This is a genomic window from Actinomyces dentalis DSM 19115 (assembly GCF_000429225.1).
In the GTDB taxonomy this organism is placed as follows: Bacteria; Actinomycetota; Actinomycetes; order Actinomycetales; family Actinomycetaceae; genus Actinomyces; species Actinomyces dentalis.
Genome location: NZ_AUBL01000013.1, coordinates 45185 through 66179, shown reverse-complemented (window position 1 = coordinate 66179; position 20995 = coordinate 45185). Strand labels below are relative to the sequence as shown.

18 protein-coding genes are annotated in these 20995 nt (G+C 72.1%); 10 read left to right on the top strand and 8 right to left on the bottom strand.

Features of this window, described 5'->3' with window-relative positions; all coding sequences use genetic code 11:
- Positions 1 to 1217: 1217 nt before the first annotated feature.
- The 5 genes from G446_RS0104525 to G446_RS0104505 all read left to right on the top strand — a co-directional run bounded on the left by G446_RS0104525 (position 1218) and on the right by G446_RS0104505 (position 4140).
- On the top strand, positions 1218 to 1988 hold the full coding sequence (locus G446_RS0104525) for a hypothetical protein (protein WP_026409247.1): 771 nt from the start codon (positions 1218 to 1220) through the stop codon (positions 1986 to 1988).
- Between the two features lie 50 nt (positions 1989 to 2038).
- Positions 2039 to 2800 (top strand): hypothetical protein, encoded by a 762-nt coding sequence (locus G446_RS0104520; RefSeq protein WP_156916519.1) that lies wholly within the window; start codon positions 2039 to 2041, stop codon positions 2798 to 2800.
- Positions 2797 to 3228 (top strand): hypothetical protein, encoded by a 432-nt coding sequence (locus tag G446_RS0104515; protein ID WP_026409245.1) that lies wholly within the window; start codon positions 2797 to 2799, stop codon positions 3226 to 3228. The genes G446_RS0104520 and G446_RS0104515 overlap by 4 nt, the downstream gene beginning before the upstream one ends.
- Before the next feature lie 70 nt (positions 3229 to 3298).
- Positions 3299 to 3679 carry a hypothetical protein gene (locus G446_RS0104510; protein ID WP_026409244.1) on the top strand — a complete coding sequence of 127 codons (381 nt, stop codon included), beginning with the start codon at positions 3299 to 3301 and terminating at the stop codon, positions 3677 to 3679.
- Complete coding sequence (locus G446_RS0104505) at positions 3676 to 4140, top strand: hypothetical protein (RefSeq protein ID WP_026409243.1); 465 nt, start codon at positions 3676 to 3678, stop codon at positions 4138 to 4140. The genes G446_RS0104510 and G446_RS0104505 overlap by 4 nt, the downstream gene beginning before the upstream one ends.
- 51 nt (positions 4141 to 4191) lie before the next feature.
- Here the strand turns inward: G446_RS0104505 and G446_RS15970 are convergent, their stop codons facing one another.
- Positions 4192 to 5031, bottom strand: coding sequence for an MBL fold metallo-hydrolase (locus tag G446_RS15970; protein WP_211228241.1), 840 nt, complete (start codon positions 5029 to 5031; stop codon positions 4192 to 4194).
- A gap of 459 nt (positions 5032 to 5490) precedes the next feature.
- A complete protein-coding gene (locus tag G446_RS0104495; protein WP_026409242.1) occupies positions 5491 to 6351 on the bottom strand; it encodes a hypothetical protein in 861 nt (286 codons plus the stop codon).
- A 285-nt stretch (positions 6352 to 6636) separates the two neighbouring features.
- On the opposite strand from G446_RS0104495, the gene G446_RS0104490 reads away from it, so the two are divergent.
- Entirely contained in the window at positions 6637 to 7449 is an 813-nt protein-coding gene (locus G446_RS0104490) for an HAD-IIA family hydrolase (protein ID WP_026409241.1), read from the top strand.
- Positions 7450 to 7487: 38 nt separating this feature from the next.
- On the opposite strand, the gene G446_RS0104485 is transcribed toward G446_RS0104490, so the two are convergent.
- The 4 genes from G446_RS0104485 to G446_RS0104470 form a co-directional block, all read right to left on the bottom strand.
- Positions 7488 to 8891: an FtsX-like permease family protein gene (locus tag G446_RS0104485; RefSeq protein WP_026409240.1), complete on the bottom strand. Its 1404-nt coding sequence runs from the start codon at positions 8889 to 8891 to the stop codon at positions 7488 to 7490.
- Positions 8888 to 9625 carry an ABC transporter ATP-binding protein gene (locus G446_RS0104480; RefSeq protein WP_026409239.1) on the bottom strand — a complete coding sequence of 246 codons (738 nt, stop codon included), beginning with the start codon at positions 9623 to 9625 and terminating at the stop codon, positions 8888 to 8890. Before G446_RS0104480 ends, G446_RS0104485 begins: the two co-directional genes overlap by 4 nt.
- 214 nt (positions 9626 to 9839) lie before the next feature.
- Positions 9840 to 10505, bottom strand: a complete 666-nt coding sequence (locus G446_RS0104475) for a LuxR C-terminal-related transcriptional regulator (RefSeq protein WP_026409238.1) — start codon at positions 10503 to 10505, stop codon at positions 9840 to 9842.
- Positions 10502 to 11710: a sensor histidine kinase gene (locus G446_RS0104470; protein ID WP_169721271.1), complete on the bottom strand. Its 1209-nt coding sequence runs from the start codon at positions 11708 to 11710 to the stop codon at positions 10502 to 10504. Before G446_RS0104470 ends, G446_RS0104475 begins: the two co-directional genes overlap by 4 nt.
- An 865-nt stretch (positions 11711 to 12575) precedes the next feature.
- On the opposite strand from G446_RS0104470, the gene G446_RS0104465 reads away from it, so the two are divergent.
- The 3 genes from G446_RS0104465 to G446_RS0104455 all read left to right on the top strand — a co-directional run bounded on the left by G446_RS0104465 (position 12576) and on the right by G446_RS0104455 (position 14088).
- Complete coding sequence (locus G446_RS0104465; RefSeq protein ID WP_026409236.1) at positions 12576 to 12818, top strand: type II toxin-antitoxin system Phd/YefM family antitoxin; 243 nt, start codon at positions 12576 to 12578, stop codon at positions 12816 to 12818.
- Positions 12819 to 12878: 60 nt separating this feature from the next.
- A complete protein-coding gene (locus G446_RS15965) occupies positions 12879 to 13730 on the top strand; it encodes a hypothetical protein (protein ID WP_245574583.1) in 852 nt (283 codons plus the stop codon).
- Positions 13731 to 13842: 112 nt separating this feature from the next.
- Complete coding sequence (locus tag G446_RS0104455) at positions 13843 to 14088, top strand: ribbon-helix-helix protein, CopG family (RefSeq protein WP_026409235.1); 246 nt, start codon at positions 13843 to 13845, stop codon at positions 14086 to 14088.
- A 31-nt stretch (positions 14089 to 14119) separates the two neighbouring features.
- Here the strand turns inward: G446_RS0104455 and ileS are convergent, their stop codons facing one another.
- On the bottom strand, positions 14120 to 17470 hold the full coding sequence (ileS, locus tag G446_RS0104450; protein ID WP_026409234.1) for an isoleucine--tRNA ligase: 3351 nt from the start codon (positions 17468 to 17470) through the stop codon (positions 14120 to 14122).
- Positions 17471 to 18004: 534 nt separating this feature from the next.
- Between ileS and G446_RS0104445 the strand changes: the two genes are divergently transcribed.
- Entirely contained in the window at positions 18005 to 18736 is a 732-nt protein-coding gene (locus G446_RS0104445; protein ID WP_026409233.1) for a GntR family transcriptional regulator, read from the top strand.
- Positions 18737 to 18937: 201 nt separating this feature from the next.
- On the opposite strand, the gene G446_RS0104440 is transcribed toward G446_RS0104445, so the two are convergent.
- Positions 18938 to 20992 (bottom strand): PTS sugar transporter subunit IIABC, encoded by a 2055-nt coding sequence (locus G446_RS0104440; protein ID WP_026409232.1) that lies wholly within the window; start codon positions 20990 to 20992, stop codon positions 18938 to 18940.
- Between the last annotated feature and the right edge of the window lie 3 nt (positions 20993 to 20995).

The window sequence follows — 20995 nt, the reverse complement described above, 5'->3', positions numbered from 1 at the left end:
GGGGCGATCCGTCCTCGCGGCGGCGCCCGGCCGCCCGACGCACCGGGCGGGACGCGGCGATAGGCATCCACAGACATAGATTCATACAGGCCATCGTCATTCCTTATGAGGAAGTACGACCTCGACCAAGGGAAGTCCTGCCGGACGTTGGGGAATTCATACGATCTACATGCAGGACGTCGAGCAAGGGGAACCCCAGAGTCAAGTTCTCTTCCGCGTCACCTTTCTTCAATGCATCACGCTCGCAAGGCAGACGCTACATCACAAGTCGGCAACATACCAGCAACGACATCACGAGGCTGCCCGGTTGCCTGACCCTCCGGCGCGGGGGCCGGCTCCGGGGTCCGCCCGCCCTCCCCCGGGGTCTTTGCGCAGGATCCGTACCGGAGAGCCGGCCGCGACCGGCGCCGGACGACGGGGGCGGGACCGTCCTGGAGGAGACGAGCGTCATGCCGGTCGTCGCCGTAGCGGTGAGAGGAATCACCCCCGTCGAGCCCCTCCCAAGCCACCGCCCGGCCGCCGCGGTGAGTGGGACCACGTGGGATCGGTCGCGCCCGCCGGGGCTGTTCCGGCAGGGCGGCCGGGGGCGGCCGTCGAGGCGGTGGCGCACTGCGTGCTCCGAACCGGTTCCGGCCGGACGACCGGGGGCGGCCGGATCCGGATCCAGCTGGAGCGGCATGGGGAGCGGCATGGGGCGTCTGTGCGATGTCGTCGACGAGGGCGCCGGCGGTCGCCACGAACCCGGTCCCGTGGGCGGATGCTCCGGGTCGGACGGGAGCGCGGGGGACCGCGCCGGGTCGTCTGCGGCACGCCTTCGCGTCTGCTGCGCCTTTTTCCGTCTGCTGCGCTCCTTCACCCTCTGCTGCGCCTCTTCTTCTCGTACAGTGGAGGGTCAAGAGGCGTAGCAGAGGGAAAGGGGCGCAGCAGACGCGGACGCGGACGGGCACGCGGGTATCGCCGTGCATGGAGCCGCCGTCCCACTCGCCCCTTCCGCCCCATTGGCCCCGCCCGTCTCACCGCGGGCGCGGGCGGACCTGTGGGCGGCGTGGTCCGGCGACTCGGAAAGGCGGCCGGCGCGCATCTTCCCGCACTCCGCCCCGCGGCCCTCATCATCACACTCCAGCACGAACCCCGATGAGAAAGGCTCAATGAATGGAATCCACGTCCGGGAATCTCGATCATAGAGCCCGCGGTGCGGGTGGAGGAGAGGAGTCTTCATGGCGATGCCGGTTGACGATCCCGCGGCGATCGCGGTGATCGAGTGGATCCGGCCGGAGGCCGGCGGGAACCGAACCGGCCCTCCCGGCTGGCCCGTCGCCGTCGAAATTGTTTTCCCATGGGAGGAGATGCGCCACTACCGCCCCGAGCATATTGATATGAACTGGGGCACTACGGTGATCATCGATCCCGTCGATCTGATCACCGCTTACGTCTGGGAATCCAAACTGGACTTCATTGCGCGCCGCGCCGTCCTCCCACTGCTCGAGGCGGATCGTCAAGTCGCCATCCACCGGGGCGGCAGGCAGATCGTGGCCGTCAGCCGGATCAAGGAGGTCCTCGGACCCGCCGACGCATCACAGCCATCACCGCTCTCACGCCCCGGCCAACCCCCCGTCTCACCACCCGATCAGACCCGGGAGGTCATCGCCGCGGCCACGATCAATTGGCTCTCCCCGGAGACCGGGGGCCTCGACCATCCGCCCACGACCGGCTCCTTCACAGTCATCGCCTCCTTCTTCGGCGGCAGCTTCTGGCCGGCGCCCCGGGACGTGGTCGAGACGGACCTGCGCCACCGGGTCATCCTCGAGATGATTGAGCCCGCGTCGGCATCCGAGCCCGTGTCGCGAGCTCGCCTCCATTTCCTCTCCGGCGCCCACCGCTTGACCAGGCTGCGCCCCGGCGACCAGTTCCACCTCGAACGCGATGGGCGCATAATCGCCGTCGCCCGATTCGACGACGCTCCCGCACAGCTCATTCGAAAGCAATAATATCCCCGGCTCGCATGAGACTGTGCTAAATTAGAAGAAGGATGTGGGTAGTGGTGGATGAGATGGGTTTTGTGCGTCTGGGGGCGCGCTTCGAGCCGACCACCAGGAAGATCGGTTTCGTGGCGGCGGCGCCGGGGGACGTGGCCGGGGCGACGGCCGGCTGGATCCGCTCCCTGGGAGACGGCACGGGCGTCGACGAGATCCCGGGCGGCCTGGAGGCGGGCCTGACCCGCATGGGGGCACTGGTGAGCGGCCGTACGAAGGTCCTGGTGGTGGGCACCGCCTCCCCCTGGAGCGCCGTCATGGACAATGACATTGTGCCCGACCCCTCGGGCGTGGTCTCCCGGATGGTCGACCTGCTGGGCGTCCGCGGCTTCTACATCGTCGCCGAACCCAACGTCTACCCGCCCCGGGACGCCCCGAACCTGGAACGACTGGGAGCCCGCCACTTCGTCATCGAATGGCCCGACCCCACCGCCCAATTCGGTCGCGGATATCGGAGTATAGAGCTCCAGCGCGATTCCGGGCGCCGCTGGTCCTTCAACCAGTACGGCGACCCCCTGCCCTTCGAGGACACCACCGCCTACACCGCCCGGCGCCTGACCGACCGGCTCACGCCCCGCATGCTCGCCGACTACTGCGCCGCCCTGGGCGTGGACGCCTTCAACGACGACTTCTACACCGGCCCCTCCTACCTCGTCCACTGGCGCTGGAAGAACAGCTCCCGGGCGCGCACCTGGACCTACGCCCGGGCCCAGGCCGAACGCGGCTGGGGCCCCGCCGCCTGGAAAACCCTCGGACGCAACCCATGACCACCAACGACTGGAGCATCCACGACGGCACCGCCCTGCGCGCCGTCCTGCCCCTGACCATCACCAGGGCCGGCCGGGACCCCTACGGGCGCACCTTCGTCTGCGGCGCCGGCTGGAGGCTCGACCTGCTGTGCGACTGGACCCTGGCCGACCCTGCGGGCGTCGTCCTGGCCCGCGACCAGGACCCCGACGAGGCGGTCCGCGCCGTCCTCGCCCGCCTGGCGGGCAGAGCCCTGGCCGGGGTCGAGTGCCCCGAGGACGCCTACAACCCCGTCTTCACCCTCGACGACGGCCGCCTCCTGTCCATCGGGGCTGATTACGACGGCGACCCCTGGCATCTGAGTGTGGACGGCGTCCTCGACCTGGAGGGGCCCGGGCCCGGCGACCACAATGCCTGGCTCGCCGGCAACCTCGCCGACGAGCCCTGACCGGGGTTCCGCCGAGCAGGCCGTCGACTACCCTGATGATCCGCCGTCGGCCCCGGGATGAGGAGGCCCCATGGAGTGGATGGACGCGTTCGAGCGGTGGGCGGCCGGCGTCGGGCCGCACCGCATCGAGGAGGCGCTCTACAACGTGAGCCTCCAGCTGATCCTGGCCGGCGGGGACTGGGGGTTCGCAACCCTGTGCCCCGTTCGCGCACTCGCCCCGGACGGGACCGTCTGGTTCTCCGACGTCCGCGCCGCCCTGATCGGGTCCGATGCGGCGACGGACCTACTCAGACCGCTGGTCGGCCGGAGCGTGGTGGGGATCGTGCCGAGGTTCCGCGCCGATATCGCCGACCTCGACCTGCGCCTCGACGACGGCGGCCGCGTGCAGTGCTTCTCGGACTGCGCGTCCTACGAGCCGTGGACGCTGACCATGGACGGGGCGATCTGGTGAGCCCGCGCACCGACGGCGATGCCGGACCCGGGCCCCACGGCGCGGTCCTGAGCGGCGAGCGCCCCGTCCCCGCCGACCTGCCCCTGTCGCTGCCGATCGCCTCGGCCCGGGTGCGCCCCGGCGCCGCCGACTGCTTCGGCGGCCGCCTGCCCGCCCGCCTCGCGCCGTGGGCCGAGGACATCGAGACGAACTGGACTCACCTGGAAGTCGCCGGCCCGGGCTGGGCGCTGAGGGCGCTGTGCGCGTGGCGCGTCGTCGACGGGGCCGGACGCATGATGACGTCGGGCTTCGAGTGCCGCGGCGACGAGGACCTCGCCCCCCTGGTGGGGCGGCGCGCGGTGCGGGCGGTGGTCAGCCCCGTCGGGCAGGTGGCCGACCTCGACCTGCGCCTCGACGACGGCGGCCGCATCGAGCTCTTCACGTCCTGGTCCGCGGCGTCCTGGAGGCTGGAGACGCCGTGACGGCGATCGGCTCCCAGGGGATCGAGCGGGAATGGCGCCGGCTCGAACCCGTCAGGCCGAGCAGGACCAGTCCGACAGGAGCGACGAGGCATCCTCCTCGTCCCTCGCCCACGACTCCGCTATGCTCCACTCCCCGGGCGGGGTCATGTCCAGGCAGGAGGAGAGCCCCGCGTCCGCGAATGCGGTGAGGGTCTCCTCGGGGCCGTCGAGGAAGTGGTCCCAGCAGGTCTGGTGGACGACGAGGACGTGCGGCGAGCCCAGGATGCCGGCCGCCGCCGAGGCCCGCTCCGCCGAGAGGGTGAGGGGGCGCCCGTCGAACCTGCCCGGGACCGTGGCCCGGCCGGCGTGGAGCACGGCGTGGTCGGGGTGGCCGAACCGCTTGGCGACCCGGGCCACCGCGGCCAGGCAGGTGTTGTCCCCGCTGAGGTAGATCGTGCTGTCCGGGGCCTGGATGACGAAGCCGGTCACCTCGCAGTTGACGAAGCCGTGCTCGTCGGGCTCGCCGTCGACGGGCCCGTGCACCGCGGGCACGGCCGTGACGGTCACATCCTCGGCGACGTGGATCGTGCTCCACGGGGCGAGGCCCACCGCCCCGTGGTCGAGGAGGCGGGCCGAGCCGGGGTTGGTCAGCAGGCGGGGCGCGCGCAGGGCGAAGGCCCGCCCCGACGCGTCCAGGTTGTCGATGTGGTCGGCGTGGCTGACGAGCACCACGTCCGCATCCGCCACGTCGGCGGCCGCGATGGCCGGGCCCCGGGTCCTGCGCAGCCCGCCGTAGTCGGTCGGGTTGTCGAAGGTGGGGTCGCTGACGAAGCGGAGACCGCCGACGTCGATCACGACGGTGGATCCTCCGACGGCGAGGAAGCCTTCGTGCTGGCGCGGCAGAGTGGTCACGGTGATCTCCTCAGGGTGGACGCATCTGGCATCTGGCATCTGGCGGCCCAGCGTATGCCGCATTCACCCGATCTTCTGCGACCCTCCCGGGCGAGCCGGGATCTGATTCTCAATATTGCGGTTAATGGGGCGTCCGTTGCGGCGCGAATGGGCCGGTGGGGTTCCCGTCCGACCCGCGGGGCGGGGCTCCGCCGATCGGCGTGTCCCCGTGGGGCCCGGTTTTGGCGCCCCGGGAGGATCGTTCGCGTCGGCCCGCCGGATACGCGCGGAGACTTCCGCATGATTCCGCGGTTTTACGGAACCGTTACCGGGTGCGGGGGCGGAACGATCCGCCCAAAACACCATTTCTCGCGGCACCCTTCTCCGGCGAGTGAAACACGGGTCTGACGAGACGTATGTGACGCCTGTGATCGGCTCGAATGAGAGGCACCCGAATCCGTTCTTCGCGCCCTCCCCGGCTTATCGGGGCCGACGCCGCAGCTGCTCTCGCGTCTCCGGCGGAAGGAGCGCGGAGAACCTCTCACCCGGGGCGAAGCGCACGGACACCGCCCCGCCGTCCCCGGTCGCGGTCGCGAGCTCCTCGATCGTCCCATCGGGCGCCCAGTAATGGATGGCCCGGGTGAGGACCTCCTCGGCGTCCCCGCCGGTCTGGTTCGCGTGGAATTGGGCGATCGCCCTGACGGCGCGCAGGGGATCGTCGTCGGCCACGGGCGCGAATCCGAGGAGCCGGCCGCCCGGGATCGAGAAGACCATGCCGCGGGGGGCCGCCTTCACCTCGCGGCCGATGAGGCCGCCCAGATTCGCGGCCCGGGACGCGGCGAACACGCTCCCGGAGGCAATGGCCCACGCCTCGGCGTCGATCTGCACGAACTCGTCATAGGGCTCGGCCTCGGAGTTCGCCTGGCCGATCTCGAACATCTCCTCGACGCCCAGCGGCGCGTCCTCGTCGCGGCCGACGAGGCGGACCCCGCCCGACGTCCGCAGGTACAGGGCCAGAACCAGCGGTCCGCAGAAGGGGCGCGTCACCGTGTCGAATTCCTCGGGGATCGAATTCGCGTTGATGATCCGGGTGCGGAGGGCGGCCCGCCACTCCTCGGCGGAGACGTCGGGCGAACGGGCCGCCGTGGCCAGGACCCCGGCTATGCGCCGATCCAGGAGGCCGTCCCACTGCGACTCGTCCACGCCGAGCAGCTCATCAATGGTGTTGCCGAGGTAGTAGGTGAAGGGCCCGCCCTCCAGCTCGCCCCGGAGCTCGGGGCCGTACTGGCCGCTGCCGCAGACGGTGGGAATGCCGCGGGCCTCGAGGCGGGCGGCCGCCATGGCGACGATCGCGTCCGCCCTCGCCCGAGGCGAGGGCGCAGCGGGCGCCCGGCCCCGCCCGGCGTCGGATGACGAGGGTCGTTGCTTGCGTCGTCCGAACACTGCGCCTCCAGGTGGCTCGCCATACCGTGGTGAACGCCCCCAGCGTAGCCGGGGCCGGGTGCAACGGCGCTGCGCGCATGCGGACCGGCCGCGAGCAGGCGCGGCCCCCGCCCGGAGGTGGCACCATGGGTCCGCGGGAGCGCCCCGGCGCCCCCGCTCACCCGCCACCCGGAGGAGAACCCCATGGACGACGCCCACACGCCTCTCGACGAGATGCCCCCGGTCACCGCGTGGCTGTCCGATATGGACGGCGTCCTGGTCAAGGAGAACCGCGCCCTGCCGGGGGCGCAGCAGTTCCTCGACGCCCTCAAGCGGAAGGAGATGCCCTTCCTCGTCCTGACGAACAACTCGATCTTCACCAACCGCGACCTGTCGGCGCGGCTGAGGCGCTCGGGGCTGAGCGTCCCCGAGGAGCGCATCTGGACCTCCGCGAACGCCACCGCCGCGTTCCTGAGCCAGCAGTCGCCCGCCTCCACGGCCTACGTCATCGGGGAGGCCGGCCTGACCACCGCCCTCCACGGGGCCGGCTACGTCATGACCGATCAGGACCCCGAGTACGTCGTCCTGGGCGAGACGCGCACCTACGACTTCAACACCCTGACCAGGGCGATCCGCCTCATCGAGGCGGGGGCCAAATTCATCGCCACCAACCCGGACGTCACCGGCCCCTCCGACGAGGGCACCCTGCCCGCCACCGGCTCGGTCGCCGCCATGATCCGGGCCGCGACCGGCCGCACCCCCTACTTCGTCGGCAAGCCCAACCCCGTCATGATCCGGGCGGGGCTGAACAGGATCGGGGCCCACTCCGAGGCCGCCGCCATGGTCGGCGACCGCATGGACACCGATATCCAGGCGGGCGTCGAGGCCGGGCTGCGCACCCACCTCGTCCTGTCCGGGTCGACGACCCTGGAGGAGGTCGAGACCTTCCCCTTCCGCCCCTTCGGCATCCACGAGGGGGTCGGGGAGCTCATCGAGCTGGTGGAGGCCCAGCGCTGAGCATCGGGCCCGCGGCTGCCACGACCGGCCTTCCGCCCTCACTGCGCGGCCAGCGCGGGTCCGATCGGCGCCCGGCGGGCGCGGCGCACGGGAGCGGAGAGCACCACGGCCAAAGCGGCGAAGGAGACCAGGGCGACGAGCCCGAGCGGCCCGAGGGCGGGGCTGGGCAGGAACGGCAGGCCCGCCCTGGAGTAGAAGAGCGCCTCGCCGATCGTCACCACGACGAGCGGGACCAGGGAGATGATCAGGGCCGTGCCGACGTACAGGCCCGCCTCGATGACGACCTGGCCGCGGAGGCGGCCGATGGTGGTCCCGGCGCAGCGCAGGACGGCCACCTCCTGCTCCCTGGAGCGGGAGGTCATGGCGACGACGGCGACGGATCCCAGCAGTGCCATCGCGCCGAGGATCGCCGCCATGACCAGGGTGTCGACCTGGTTGAGATCGATGCGCAGGTGCGCTGCGGCGATGACCGCCCGCCCCGTGCCGAGGACCGTCATGAGGGCCGCGGTGAAGGAGAATGACAGGGCCAGCAGCCCCACGGCGCCGGCCGCCAGGGCGGAGCGCCACAGCGCGGAGCGGCGTGCGAGCAGCCACGGCCCTCCCAGCGCGGCCAGGGGCGCCGACCAGGCGCGCAGCAGCCCGGGGACGAGCACCGGCGCCAGCAGCACGGCCAGGACCGCGAGCAGCAGCGCGGCCATCATCGCCTGGCCGCCGCCGGCGGGCAGTCCGCCGGCGTCCCCCGCCCCGGGCTCGATCAGGAGGGCCACCAGCAGCTGGCCGACGCAGATGAGCGCCCACAGCCCGGTCAGGGTCCAGCGGACCGCGCCCATGCGCCGCCCGGGCCGGGGGGCGGGCGCCGGGGCGCCGCGGACCGCCTCGACCGCCGGGGTGCGCACGGCGTCGAGCGCCGGCCCGATCGCCCCCAGCACGGCAATGCCGACGACGGAGCCGACGGTGAGCGCGATGGCCGCCGGCGTGGCGGCCACCTCGATGCGCCCCATGCGCGCCGACGCCATGCGGGTGAGCACCGAGGAGAAGGGCTGGTCCACCGCCGAAGCGACCAGGACCCCGGGTGCGCAGGCCACCAGCCCCAGCACGGCGACGGTCGTGACGACGCCGACGAGCACCTGTCGGGGCGAGGCTCCCGCCAGTCGCCACCCGGCCCAGTTCGTGCGCAGGGCCTGGACGCAGGAGCGTCCGACGATCGCCACCACCGGGATCGCCGTGAACGCCGAGTAGACGTAGATCGAGGTTCCGCTCGCCTCCAGCTCCGCCGGTCCGACGCCCACGGCCCGCGCCGCGGCCACGACCTCGGGTCGGGTGACGGCGAACCGGTGCGTCAGGCAGACATCGACCAGCACGGCCGCCAGGGCCAGTACCGCCACCGTTGCCGACCAGATCCGCCACTGGGCGGCGAGGGCGCGCAGCGTATAGCGCGTCATGCCGCCTCCCCCATCCGGTTCATGGCGGCCAGCAGCTCATCGGGCGCGGCGCCGCGACGCCGGTCGATGATCGCCCCGTCGCGCATGACGAGCACCGAGTCCGCCAGCGCCGCGGCGCCCGGATCGTGCGTGACGAGCACGACGGCGGCCCCCTCGTCGGCCAGGCGCCGCAACTCGGCCAGGACGAAGGCCGCCGACCGCGTGTCCAGCGCCCCCGTCGGCTCGTCGGCGAACACGACCGGGGGGCGCCGATAGAGCACCCGGCCCAGGGCCGCCCGCTGCTGCTCCCCGCCGGAGAGCGTGGCCGTCACCGCGTTCGCGCGGGCGCCCAGGCCCAGGGAGGCGAGGATCTCCCGCACGCGCGCCCGGTCGGGGCGCCTGCCCGCCAGGACGTCGGAGACGGCGATGTTCTCCCGCACGCTCAGGTACGGCACGAGGTTGTAGGCCTGGAAGACGAAGCCGACCCGATCGCGGTACAGCTCCGCCGCGCGCGCCGGGGACAGCGCCGCCAGGTCGCGCCCCATGAGGGCCACCCGCCCCGAGGTCGCGGGCTCCAGCCCCGCCAGGCACAGCAGCGTGGTCGACTTGCCCGACCCGCTGGGCCCGACCAGGGCCGTCATCTCGCCGGCCCCGATCGCGCAGGAGACGCCGTGCAGGATCTCGATCGGCTCTCCGCCGGGCGTCGGGAAGGATTTGCGCAGCGCATAGGCCTCGACGGCCGCAATGGGTGTCATGGCCGCAGTGTCGGTCCGCCGGCCCCGCGGGCGCAGTGAGTCTTCCGGCCCGCTCATGGTGGGGGAATCCCCACCTCCGGCCCCGGCTCCCGGCCCTGCCGCCCGGAGCCCCGGGGCGGAGCGCGCCGAGCGCCTCCGCCTGAGCGTCCCCGCCCATGGGCCCCGCCTCCTCCACCGGGCGCCTCCCAGGCGCGCCGCGGGCGTGCGCATGCTCTCAGCGCCGGTCGAGGAAGGCGAGCACGGCGAGGACCCGGCGGTTGCCCTCGCGCTGCGAAAGGCCCAGCTTGTCGAAGATGGCGCCGACGTGCTTGACCACCGCGCCCTCGGACAGGTGCAGCTCCTGCGCGATCGCGCGGTTCGTCTCCCCCGCCGAGACGTGGCGCAGCACCTCCCGCTCCCGCGGCGTCAGGCGCTCCAGGCGGTCCTCGCGCCTGCGCATGAGCGCGGTGATGACCTTGCGGTCGACGACCACCCCGCCGCCGACCACGGTCTCCAGCGCCCGAATGAACTCGTGCACATGGGCCACCCGGTCCTTGAGCAGGTACCCGACGCCGCCGGAGCGGGGGTCGTCCTCGGCGGAGTCCAGGAGCCGCTGCAGATATTCGTTGCCCAGGTACTGGGACAGCAGCAGGATCGGCAGGCCCGGGCGGTCGCGGCGCAGCTCGATGGCGGCGCGCAGCCCGTCGTCGGTCCTGCCCGGGGGCATGCGCACATCGGTGATGACAATGTCGAGCGGGTCCATCGGATCGCTGCGTCTCACCGCGTCGAGCAGCTCGGTGGCGGTCGCGACGCAGGCGACGACGTCGTGCCCGGCGCGCTCGAGCAACAGGCCCAGGCCCTCGCGCAGAAGCGCCTCGTCCTCGGCCAGGACTATTCTCATCGCGGTCCTCCTGAGGGGATGCGCACCATGACGGTGGTCGGCCCGCCGTCGGGGCTGACGAGCTCGAAGGTACCGCCCAGGCGGCGGGCGCGGGCCGCCATGGACAAGATGCCCCGTCCCGTGGGGGCCGCCCCGCCCGCGCCGTCATCGCGCACCGTCAGCTGCACGACGTCGTCCTGCCGGGCCACGTCCACCTCGATACGGCTGCACCCGGAGTGCTTCATGGCGTTGGTGATCGCCTCCGAGGCGATGAGGTACAGATCCTCGGACGCCTCATCGGAGGGCGACGGCGCTCCCGAGCCCGTTCGGCCCTCCCAGCTCACGTCCGTCTCGACCGGCAGGCCCGCGGTGAGCTCCTCCAGGGCGGGGCCCAGCCCCTGCTCGCTCAGAATCCTCGGGGACAGACCATGGGCGACCTCCCGCACCGCGTCGGCGGCGGCGTCGATCTGCTCGCGCAACTCGCCGAGGGCCCGGCGCGCCGCCGCACCGGCGGCCCCCTGGACATCGGCGAGTTGGAGCTCGAGGAGCCCGAGGCGAAACCCGGCCGCACTCAGGTGCAACTGGGCGCCGTCGTGCAGACGCTGCTCCATGAGCCTGCGCTCCAGGACGAGGCGGTCCTCGGCCGCCACGGCCCCGTCGACGAGGGCGTCCACCTGCCTGCTCAGCTGCTCCGGCCGCGGGGAGAGCAGCGCCGTGGACAGGCGTGCCAGGCCCGAGGCCGCCCCGGTGACGAGCCGCGGGACCAGGCACGCGCCGATCAGGCCGATAAGGAGGGTCAGGGCGCGTCCCGGCGGTGAGACCGGCGGGCCGCCGGGCGCGGAGGTCCGGGCCCTGAACGGGTCGATGAGCATCACCTCCCCCGCGGTGAGCAGAATCGTCCCCGCAACCGTTCCCAGGATCGCCACCACCGCGAGGACCAGGGCGAAGGCCACCTCGCGCAGCCGACCGGCCCGGCCTGCCGCTCGCGGTGCGATCGGCGGAAGGCCCGCCAGCACCACCAGCCGGCGCTCGATGCTCGCCCACGCGGTCGCCCACGTCGGCAGCAGCACGACGGTGCCCGCGAACAGCCAGGTGAGCCAGCCGGCCGTCGTCTCTGCGACGAGGTACGCGGCCGCCATCCACGACCGGCGCGCCCATGGTCGTCGTGTCCGCGAGCGGCGCGCCCGCGGCACCCGGATCGGGATGGGCAGCAGATCTCTTCTCACAGGGCCAGTGTCCCCCGGCGGCGAGCAGGCGCAGACCCCGGGTGGATCCCCGTTCGGCGGTCCCGCCCCTTGAAGGTTATTCAGCGGGCGTCTGAGTGCGTTTGCCGGGTGTGATGCAGAGGGTTGTCGGGTGACGGTGGGGGGCGCGGGGTGCGGAGCCTGTGCCTCACGCCCCGCGGGCGGGGCGCCCGGGTGACGGTGGGGGCGCAGGGTGCGGAAGATCGACCGCGATGACCCGCTCGAGCCGCCTTCGGGTGTGCTGAAGGGCGTCAGACGCGATGGGATCGACGGGTCGGTCATCCCGGGGCGACCCGGGCGACCCGGGCGACGCGGGCGACGCGGGCGGGATCCGCCCGGGGCGGTGGGGGCGGGTCGGCCCTGTGCTTGTCGAGATGTGCATTCTGCTCTCGAGACGTGCATTTTGCACTCGAGCGGGCACTTCTAACCGCACCTCTCGAGGGCAAAATGCATCGCTCGAGTGCAAAGTGCACGTCTCGGCACCCAGTCGGGGCCGGGCTGGCCCGAGCGCCGGGGTGATCGCCGGGACCGCCGTCCGCGCAGGGGCCCGCGACGGCGCCGTTTGTCCAAATCTGTTGCAAAGGCCCGGATCGGGCCGAAACGCCGGAAGAGAAACGTTGATATTCCGCGCTTCTTCTCGCCGCCGATCCCGCCGCGGGGCGCCTTTGCAACAGATTCGGACACGCCCCCGCCCCGGATAGTCCCAGGAGCCCCACCAGCACCACCCCACGCCCGCCCGGCCCCGTCACCGCGCCGATCCCGGCCGATCCGGGGATCTTCCTGGTGAAGAGGGCCCACCGAATAATCTTCCTTGACGATAACGTACGTTTTAACGCACGCTCTTGCTGTGTCCGCTATATCTGCAGCCGCCGCCCGCGCCCATCTCCACCGCATCATCGATCAGGTCAACGACGAGTCCGAGCCGTTGACCATCACCGGGCGGCGCGGCAACGCCGTCCTCGTCGGCGAGGACGACTGGCGCGCCATCCAGGAGACGCTCCGCCTCGCCTCTATCCCGGGCTTGACCCGCTCCATCCGCGAGGCGCGCGCGGACGGCCTCGACGGCGCCCGCGAAGAACTCGACTGGTGAGCGCCCGGCGCATCGTCTGCGGACGGCGGGCGCGGCCGTGCGGCAGGATAGACTCGCCGCATGGCCACCACTGCGCGGACCGCGGAGCGCCTCGCCCGCCTCCTGGGCCCGGGCGCGCGTACGCGCCCCATGATGGGCGAGTACGTCCTGTACTGGCGCGACCGCGTCGTCGGCGGCCTCTACGACGAGCGGCTCCTCCTCAAGGACGTGGCCGCGGTGCGCGAGGCGGCGCCGGAGCCCGGCGGATCCGCACCGCCCTTCGAACAATCCTCCAGGAGTCGAGTGAACATGACTGGATACGGACGGCGCGCCGTCGTCGGCCTGGGCGTCCTCGCCGGCGCCGCCCTGGCGCTGGGCGGCTGCGCCCCGCTCCCGGGGCTCGGGCGGCGGGAGTCGACTCGGACCCGGGAGCAGGACAGGCGCTTCGCCGAATTCACCGAGTACGTTCCCAAGGAACTGGAGATCAGAACCGATCTGGAGCCGCTCGAGAGGCGGATGCCCGGAATCCGCTTCTCGAGCGCCCACTGGGTCGCGCAGTACCAGCAGCGGGAGCGCGAGCTCCTGCCCGCGCCGGACCGCCCCATCTGGACCCACGTGGTCGCGACGCTCGAGCCCGACGGCGCCCGGGCCCTCGCCGAGGCCTCGACCGGCGCGGCCGATCCGCTGCCGGGGATCCACCCCGACCTGCGCCAGTACGTCCCCCAGGCCGACGTCTTCACCGCCGTCCCGAAGGAGAGGGCCAAGGAGATCCTCGACGTCGAGCACATGATTCAAGACGACCCGAACGCCCAGCGCCACTACTTCGAGGTCAAGGAGGTCGTCGTCTGCGCCGACTCCAGCCTCATGATCCTCATTGCGCTGGAGTACCCCACCTCAGGGAGGCCGTCATCTGCGCCGACTCCAACACCATGATCCTCATCGCGCTGGAGTACCCCACCTGACGCCAGGAGAAGCGCCTCGTCCTCCGCACTGCATCCTCAACTGCATCCCCCCGAACCGCCCTGTTTTCGTTTACGATATTCTCGTGCGTGAGGACGAGATCAGCGAGGCCCAGATCCGGGCGTGGGCCGACGAGGCGGAGGCCGGGTACGACGTCGAGGCCCTCAAGCGTCGCGGCCGGGGGCGCCCGGGGCGCGGCGCGCAGCCCATGCAGGTGGTCGCGGTGCGTTTGAGCGCCGACGAGATCGCAGCGCTCGACGCCGTCGTCGCCCGTGAGCGGGTGACGCGCTCGGAGGTGATCCGACGGGCGCTGGCGCAGTTCGCGGCGTGAATATGAAGGTCCGCCCCAGCGCCCGCCGCGCTCAGCCCTCCGCCTTGACGACGGCGGCGCTGGGGCCGCCGGCCGCCGGGTCGGCCACGACATCGGCGACGGCGCAGCCGGTCTCGCGCTTGATGAGATCCAGGTGCGCCCCCGTCCACGCGCCCCTGTCCGCCGGGACCGTGAGCGTCAGCTCGATGCGGTCGCCCACGTGCAGCCCCGCCGCCTTGCGCTCGTCCTGCACGAGGCGGATCAGGTCGCGGGCCCAGCCCTCGGCCTCCAGCTCCTCGTCCAGCGCGGTGTCCAGGACCACGAAGGCGCCCGAGGGCAGCATGGTCGCCGACAGGGACTCGTCGTCGACCTCGATGCGGCTGGTCAGGGAGAAGGATCCCTCCTCGGCCTCGAGCACCACGGGCGCGCCGTCGTCCATCAGCACGCCCTCGAAGCGCACGTCGCCGTCCCCGGTCAGCTCCCACTCCCCCGCCTTGACGGCGGCGAACAGTCTGGAGGTGAGCCTGCGCACGGCCGGGTCGAAGGCCCGCGGGTTGAGGGAGAGCTCCTGGACCACATCGTAGCCGGCGTCGGCGGCGTCGAGGATCCGCACCTCCTTGACATTGACCTCCCCGGCGATGAGGGGGCGGAAGGGCGCCAGCCCGCTCGGCTCGGCCGTGGCCACGGTGAGCGAGCGCAGCGGCTGGCGCACGCGCAGCTTCTCGGCCTTGCGCAGACTCAGGGCCGCCGAGACGGCGTCGCGCGCCTCGTCCATGGCGGCCACGAGCCCCGGGTCGGCCACGTGAGCGGGCAGCACCGGCCAGTCGGTCAGGTGCACCGAGCGGCCCCCCGTCAGCCCCCGCCAGATCTCCTCGCTGACCAGCGGGGCCAGCGGGGCGATGACCTCCATGAGGACCCGCAGGACCGTGGCCAGGGTGTCGAAGGCCGGCTCGCACACCTGCGCGGAGCCGGAGGTGAACCGCCCCCGCGAGGTGCGCAGGTACCAGTTGGTGAGCACGTCGAGGAACTCGCGCACCGTGGCGGTGGCCCCGGTGATGTCGTAGGAGCTCATCTGGGCGCGCACCGTGTCGGCCAGGTCGCGGGTGCGCGCCAGGACGTAGCGGTCCATGACGTGCAGGCGCCCCCCCTTGCCGAACAGGGCGGCATCGTCCAGGTCGACGCCGCCGGTGACGTACCCGGCGCCGTCGCGGGCCTGTCCGGCGTACAGGGCGAAGAAGTACCAGACGTTCCACAGCGGCAGCAGCACCTGGCGCACCGTGTCGCGGATGGCCCTATCGGTCACCACGAGGTCGCCCCCGCGCATGACCGGGCTCGACAGCAGGAACCAGCGCATGGCGTCGGCCCCGTCGCGGTTGAAGACCCTGGTGACGTCGGGGTAGTTGCGCAGCGACTTGCTCATCTTCGCCCCGTCGCTGCCCAGCAGGATGCCGTGGGAGACGCAGGAGGTGAAGGCGGGCCGGTCGAACAGGGCGGTGGCCAGCACGTGGAGGGTGTAGAACCAGCCGCGGGTCTGGCCGATGTACTCCACGATGAAGTCCCCGGGGTTGTGGGACTCGAACCACTCGACGTTCTCGAAGGGGTAGTGGACCTGGGCGAAGGGCATGGAGCCGGACTCGAACCAGCAGTCCAGGACGTCGGGGATGCGCCGCATCATGGAGCGCCCCGTGGGGTCGTCGGGGTTGGGCCGCACGAGCTCGTCGATGAAGGGCCGGTGCAGGTCGGTGACCTTCACCCCGAAGTCGCGCTCGAGTTCGGCGAAGGAGCCGTAGACGTCCTCGCGCGGGTAGCGCGGGTCGTCCGAGCGCCACACCGGGATGGGCGCCCCCCAGAAGCGGTTGCGGGAGATGGACCAGTCGCGGGCCCCGGCCAGCCACTTGCCGAAGATGCCGTCCTTGATGTGGCCGGGGTACCAGTCGATGTCCTGGTTGAGCTCGACCATGCGGTCGCGGATGGCGGTGACCCGCACGAACCAGGAGGAGACGGCCTTGTAGATCAGCGGCCTGCGGCAGCGCCAGCAGTGCGGGTAGGAGTGCACGTAGGAGGCCTGGCGCACCAGGACGGCGCGCCGGGCCGCGTCGCGGCGGGCCAGCGGGCCGGTGGAGTCGCGCAGGTCGGCCACGATGGGCTTGTTGGCCTCGAAGACCTGCAGCCCGGCGTAGTCGCGCACCTCCTCGGTGAACACGCCGCCCTCGTCGACGGGAACGATCGTCTCGATGCCGGCCCCGGAGCAGGCGATCATGTCGTCCTCGCCGAAGGCCGAGGCCATGTGCACCAGTCCGGTTCCGTCGGAGGTGGTGACGAAGTCGGCGGCGATGATGGTCCAGGCGTTCGGTCCGGGGGCGGCGCCCTCGGCCCGGTGGGCGGCGTCGTCGAAGTAGTCGAAGATCGGGTGGTAGCGCCGCCCCACCAGGTCGGAGCCCTTGCACCGGGCGAGGACGGCGGGGTCCTCGCCGAGCTCGCGGGCGTAGGAGCCCACCAGGTCGGCGGCGATGACGACGTCCTGGCCGGCGACCGGCGAGTCGAGGTCCTCATCGACGTGGACGATCGCGTACTCGACGTCGGGCCCCACGGCGATGGCCACGTTGGAGGGCAGCGTCCACGGCGTCGTCGTCCAGATGAGGACCAGCTCGGGGCGCTCGGCGCCGGCGCGCAGCGGCTCCTCCAGGCGCAGGCCCACCGTGACGGTGTTGTCCTGGCGGTCGGCGTAGATGTCGTCGTCCATCTTGAGCTCGTGGTTGCTCAAGGGGGTGCGGTCGTGCCAGCAGTAGGGCAGGACGCGGTAGCCCTGGTAGGCCAGGCCCTTGTCGTACAGGGACTTGAAGGCCCAGATGACGGACTCCATGTAGGTGGGGTCGAGGGTCTTGTAGTCGCCGGCGAAATCGACCCAGCGGGCCTGGCGGGTGACGTAGTCCTCCCACTCCTTGGTGTAGCGCAGCACCGAGGAGCGGCACTCGGCGTTGAACTTCTCAATGCCGATGCCGCCGGGGCGGGTGATCTCGGTGACGTCGTCGATGCCGAGCAGGCGCTGGGCCTCCAGCTCGGCGGGCAGGCCGTGGGTGTCCCAGCCGAAGCGGCGCTCCACGCGCTTGCCCATCTGGGTCTGGAAGCGCCCGACGGCGTCCTTGACGTAGCCGGTCAGCAGGTGCCCGTAGTGGGGCAGGCCGTTGGCGAAGGGCGGGCCGTCGTAGAAGACGAACTCGTCGCAGGGCTCGCCGCGGTTGTCGATGGAGGCCTGGAAAGTCCCGTCGGCCTTCCAGTAGGCCAGGACGTCCTCCTCGATGGCGGGGAAGGACGGCGAGGGGACGACCTCCCGCCCGGGCCGGTGCAGGGGGTAGAAGGACTCGCCCGTGCGGGCGGCGGTCTTATCGGCGGTGTCGGCCATGGGTGGGGTGCCTCGCGTGCTGCTCGTAAACGTCTTCCTGCCACGAGGACGACGCCGGTCCCTCCCCCGTCCGGTCGCGCCGGTCGGCGGCGGGCGGCACCGCGGTACCACCTCGCTTGCCGCGCCTCGCCGCGAAGACCCGCAGGGGCCTCCGCGCGCCGTCGTCGCGGCGGACCGCGGCGACGGGCGGTGCGCGACCGCTCGTGCGGGGCTGTGCGGGCCCCTCCCGCCCGGGTCTAGTGGGGCGGCGCCGCGGGCCGGGCCCGCGGCGCGCCTGTTCTTCCGAGAGGCTCGCCGGTGATGCCCGGTGCCGCGTCCAGCGGCGCCGGCCGGGTCAGTGCCTGGTGCTGCGGATTCTAGCCGGGCGCGACGACGCCGGGCCAGCCCGGGGCCCGGCGGGCGGCGTCGTCCTCGACACACCGGCGCGCCCGCGCGACGGCCCCCTCCCCCGACGCCCGCCGACGGCACCGACTAGGGTTGCACCTGCGCCCCGCCGGCGCGCCCCGAAACCGCCCGGACCGGAGGTGACGCGCCGTGGCCGCGGCCAAGTACACGGAGATCTACATCGCCCTGCGCGCGCGCATCGAGGGCGGCCGGTACGCCTTCCGGCAGTTCCTCCCCTCCGAGAAGGCGCTGACCGCGGAGTTCGGGGTGACGCGCAACACGCTGCGCAAGGCCCTGCGGCACCTGTCCAGCCAGGGCTATGTGCAGTCCATGCAGGGGCGCGGCGTCCAGGTGATCTACCGGCCCCGCACCTCCCCACGCATCTTCCTGTCCAATATCGAGTCCTTCGCGGAGGCCAGCGAGCGCATGGGTATGACGCCGCGCACCGTCCTGCTGTCCTCGCGGCGCACGGTCGTGGACGACGCGCTGGCATCCGTCTCGGGCCTGCCCGCGGGCGCCGGGGCGCTGTCGATCCAGCGGCTGCGGCTGCTCGACGGGCGCCCGGTCATCGTCGACCGCTCCTGGTTCCTCACCGACGTCGTGCCCTCCATCCCGGACGAGGCCGCCGTGTCCTCCATCTACGACTACCTGGAGAACGAGCTGGGGGTGCGCACCCACTCCTCCTGCCGCATCGTGACCATCGAGGCGGCCGACGAGCTGGACCGACGGCACCTGGACCTGCGCGGCCTGGAGTGCGTGGGCGTGGTCGAGGCCCTCGGCTTCGACGCGAGCGGCACGCCCTTCGAGTACACCCTGTCCCACCACGTGCCGCAGACCTTCGGCTTCGTGTCCGTCGCCCAGCGCTTCCCGCTGCGCACCTGAAGGGCCCGGGGCGAGCTCCGCCCGACGGCGGCGTCATCGGACCCGCCGCCCGGGCCGGCCGGACGCCGCCCGCCCGACGGGGCCGACGCCGCCGCCCCGCAGCCGGCATTTCGACTGCGGGGCGGCGTCGGGCGGAGGCGGCGCCGGGATGGCGCCGGGCGGGCGGGTGCGGACGCGGCCGCCTTGACCCGTTACTGCCCGTTACTTGGCGACGGGCTCGCGGTTGCCCAGGCGCACCTTCTCGACCGTGCGCCCGGTCTCGAAGTCGGACTCCTTGAATCCGAAGAAGTAGGTGCAGGCGAAGGAGACGGCCAGGGCCGCCAGCGAGGCGATCCAGAACCCGGTGAAGGAGCCGTCGATCCCCTTGGGGTTGACGAAGGAGGGGAAGCCGACGAAGGCGCCGGTGAAGCCCCACATGTTGACCTTGAGCAGCCCCGTGAGCAGGCCGCCGACGGCCCCGCCGATGGAGGCGGTGATGAACACGCGCCCGTACTTGAGGTTGAGGCCGTACATGGCGGGCTCGGTGACCCCGCAGAAGGCGGAGATCGTGGCCGGGCCGGCCATCCGCTTGATCTTGGCGTTCCTGACCTTGAGCCAGATGGCCAGGGCGCCGCCGCCCTGGGCGATCATGGTGGCCGAGACGATCGCGTTGAGCGGGGAGGATGCGTCGGGGCCGGCGATCTGCTGGGAGATGATCGGGATGACCGCCCAGTGCAGGCCGAAGATGACCAGGCACTGGTAGAAGCCGCCGATGATCAGGCCCGCGAGCGCGTGGTTGAATCCCAGGATCGCGTTGACGCCCGAGGCGATGGCCCCGGAGATGAACATGACGATGGGGCCGAAGACGACCAGGACCAGGGTGGAGACGATGAAGATCTCCAGCAGGGGCGCGAAGATGGAGCGCACGACGGCGGGGATCCACTTCTTGAGGTACGGCTCGATCCTGGCGGCCAGCCAGGCGGCCACGATGATCGGGAAGATCGAGTACGCGTAGGCGTTGGTCTGCGGCAGGGAGACCGGGATGCCGAAGAAGTCGGTGTTGAAGATCGTGTTCCCGAGCTGCGCGACGACGTGGTACGGGGACTCGTACCCCGCGGGGTTGTCGGCCTTGACGATGTAGTCGGGGTTCGCCATGTGGGCGAGCGAGGGGTAGGCGAGCACGCCGCCGATAATGGCCACGACAATGGGGTCCGAGCCCAGGCGGCGCGCGGCGGTGAAGCCGATGATGATCGGCAGGAAGTAGAACATCGAGTCGGCCATGGCCGAGATGATCTGGTAGGTGTCGCTGGAGTCCGCCACGACCTTGAACTGGACGAGCAGGGCCAGGATGCCCTTGAGGATGCCGGAGGCCGCCAGGACCCCGATGACCGGGATCATGGAGCCGGTGATGACGCCGATGAGGGAGGAGAAGCCGAACTTGATCCAGCCGACGGCGGTGGTGGGCCTGGGCGCCGCCTCCGCCTCGGAGTCGACCTCCCCGCCGCCCAGGCCGGGCAGCTGGGCGACGATGGCGTCGTAGACGTCCCCCACCTCGGCGCCGATGACGACCTGGTACTGGCCGCCCGCCTTGGCGACGTCGATGACGCCGTCGGTGCCGGACACGGCGTCGTCGTCGGCCAGGGACTCGTCCTTGAGGTAGAAGCGCACCCGGGTGATGCAGTGGATGACGCTCTTGACGTTGTCGGCCCCGCCGATGCCGGCGATGATGTCGCGGGCGGTGGCGTCGAAGCCGGTCAGGCCGTCGTCCGCGCTCGCCGGGGCGGGGCGGGCGGGAGCGGACGCCGCGGCGGGCTCGGCCGCGGTGAGGGCGGCCACGCGGTCGCCGGCCGCGACCGGCCCCGCGGTCAGCTCCAGGGCGACGCCCTTGGCCGCGGAGTTGGTGACGGCCACGATCGCCGTCGTGTCCTTGCCCGCCTCGCGGATCTGTTCCAGGTCCATCGTCCCGAGCGCCTCGCCGGCGCGCACGCGCTGTCCGGCGGCGACGGTCAGCGCGAAGGGGCGGCCCTCGAGCTCGACGGTGTCGACGCCCAGGTGGAGGAGGACCTCCAGGCCGTCGTCGGTCGTGATGCCCACGGCGTGACCGGTGCCGGCGACCATGGTGACTGCCCCGCCGACGGGGGCGACGACGTCGCCGGAGCCGGGGCGCACGCCGAAGCCCTCTCCGAGGGCGCCGGTGGAGAAGACCGGATCGGGGACGGAGGCGAGGGGGACGGCCTCGCCCGCGGTCGGGGCGACCAGTGTCTGGGTGGATGACATGAA

Bases quoted from the DNA above. Each gene is read 5' to 3' on its own strand.
- G446_RS0104525 (WP_026409247.1), top strand. From the start codon at position 1,218: ATGGCGATGCCGGTTGACGATCCCGCGGCGATCGCGGTGATCGAGTGG.
- G446_RS0104515 (WP_026409245.1), top strand. From the start codon at position 2,797: ATGACCACCAACGACTGGAGCATCCACGACGGCACCGCCCTGCGCGCC.
- G446_RS0104510 (WP_026409244.1), top strand. From the start codon at position 3,299: ATGGAGTGGATGGACGCGTTCGAGCGGTGGGCGGCCGGCGTCGGGCCG.
- G446_RS0104495 (WP_026409242.1), bottom strand. From the start codon at position 6,351: ATGGCGGCCGCCCGCCTCGAGGCCCGCGGCATTCCCACCGTCTGCGGC.
- G446_RS0104490 (WP_026409241.1), top strand. From the start codon at position 6,637: ATGGACGACGCCCACACGCCTCTCGACGAGATGCCCCCGGTCACCGCG.
- G446_RS0104485 (WP_026409240.1), bottom strand. From the start codon at position 8,891: ATGACGCGCTATACGCTGCGCGCCCTCGCCGCCCAGTGGCGGATCTGG.
- G446_RS0104480 (WP_026409239.1), bottom strand. From the start codon at position 9,625: ATGACACCCATTGCGGCCGTCGAGGCCTATGCGCTGCGCAAATCCTTC.
- G446_RS0104475 (WP_026409238.1), bottom strand. From the start codon at position 10,505: ATGAGAATAGTCCTGGCCGAGGACGAGGCGCTTCTGCGCGAGGGCCTG.
- G446_RS15965 (WP_245574583.1), top strand. From the start codon at position 12,879: ATGGCCACCACTGCGCGGACCGCGGAGCGCCTCGCCCGCCTCCTGGGC.
- ileS (WP_026409234.1), bottom strand. From the start codon at position 17,470: ATGGCCGACACCGCCGATAAGACCGCCGCCCGCACGGGCGAGTCCTTC.
- G446_RS0104440 (WP_026409232.1), bottom strand. From the start codon at position 20,992: ATGTCATCCACCCAGACACTGGTCGCCCCGACCGCGGGCGAGGCCGTC.